We start from the raw sequence: 1,676 nt of genomic DNA on the forward strand, positions 1-1,676 counted from the left end.
TTTGTCAATCGCCCGATCGTGGCGATGGTTATTTCGATTGTGATGATTATTTTGGGGCTGGTCGCACTGGCAGGCGGCGTGGGCGGAACGCTGTGGGTGCGAAGTTTTTTGCGAAACGACCTGGCTCCGCTGCTGTCTACCACCCTGAGTGAGACGATCAACCGCCCCGTCCAGGTGGGCCCGCTGCAAGGCATTGCGCTCAACTGGCGCGGCCAAGGCGAGATTGTGTTTGGCGAATCAGTTTTGCCGCCGACGGAGACCGATGGCGATCGCGCTACGGTGCAGCAAGTCCGCGCCCGGTTTAACCTCCTGGATCTGCTCCAGCGTCGTCTGGGGCTGGTGCTGACCCTGCAAAACCCCGACATTTTTCTCGACCAGACCGACGACGGCAAGTGGATCGCCATTGAACTGGCCGAGAGCGAGGACGACCCCCCGCTGAAGGTTGAACTGCGGCAGCTATTGATCGCAGACGGCACGGTGACCGTGGCTCCCTCGGCGCAACTGATGATCGAGGCGGAAAAGCCGGGGGTGCAGCCTGATTCGGATCTATCGGTGCGGCTGCAACAGGTCAACGGCGAGGTAAACCTGGACTCCATCGAGGCTACCGATGCCAGCGGGGTGACGCTGGAGGGGCAAAATATTCGCTTTGATGTCACTGGAAATCCCGGCCGGGGTGGGGCACTGCGGCTGCGGGGCGAAGGGATCACTGTGCCCGATTTTCGGCTGAATTTGGTGGTGCAGTCCGATGGCATTGCCGTGCAGGATGTGGGGGCGCTGCTGGCGATGCCCGTGGCGCTGGAAGACGGACGGCTGTCTTCCAACCTGGAGCTTCGGTTTGCCGACGACACGGTGACGGGGCTGAACGGGACGGCCCGGTTTGCCGATGTGGCAGTGGCGATCGCCGATGTGCCCAAGCGCATTACCCAGGCCGGGGCCCAACTGCGGTTTCGCAATCGGCTGATCACCATCGAAGACGGGCGCGTCACCTACGGCACGATTCCCGTTGAAGTAGAAGGAACCTATGACCTGCGTGAGGGCTACAACCTGTCCACTCGCGTCCGCAACGTGGATTTTCGCCAGATCGAAGAAACGGCAGACGTAGCGACCCCGATTACCCTAGCTGGGGCCTTTGATGCCGATGTAACGGTGACGGGGCCGCCCGATGGGCCGATTGTGGCGGGCACGGTTCGCAGCAGTCGTCCCCTGCTAATTGACAAAGTTGCCATTGATCGCCTCAGTACCCGCTTTTCGCTGGTGAAGGAGCGGGTTGATTTGACGGATCTGGTGGCACAGCTTCCGGGCGGTGGCGTGGTGACAGGGGGCGGCGTGCTGGGGCTGGGCGAGGAGGCGACCGTGCAGGCGCGAGTCCAGGCGCGAAATCTGCCCGCCGATGCCCTAGCGCGAACCTACGGCGCAAAGCTGCCGCCAGAAATCGTGCTGGGACGGGTTAATGCAACCGCGCAGGTAGAGGGGCCGTCCAATGCACTCCGCACGGCGATTCAATGGCAGGCGGCGGAGGCGACCTACCCAGCGCGGGGAGAACTGCTGATTGCGGGTGAGAATCTGCGGCTGCAAAACACAACGCTGGAGGTCGCGGGCGGACGAGTCGAGGCGGAGGGCGACCTAGTGGGCGATCGCTGGCAGGCCGTAGTGCGGAGCCAGGGGGTGGGGCTGCG

The 1,676-nt window shown here is 63.1% G+C and carries 1 protein-coding gene; it reads left to right on the forward strand.

Going from position 1 to position 1,676, the window contains the following annotated elements; genetic code table 11:
* Positions 1-24: 24 nt before the first annotated feature.
* Positions 25-1,676, forward strand: a 1,652-nt coding sequence (locus IGS51_RS05475; RefSeq protein ID WP_297076907.1) for a DUF748 domain-containing protein, incomplete at its 3' end; no start/stop codon positions are given.

Source organism: Thermoleptolyngbya sp. M55_K2018_002 (assembly GCF_015295965.1).
Classification (GTDB): Bacteria; Cyanobacteriota; Cyanobacteriia; order Elainellales; family Elainellaceae; genus Thermoleptolyngbya; species Thermoleptolyngbya sichuanensis.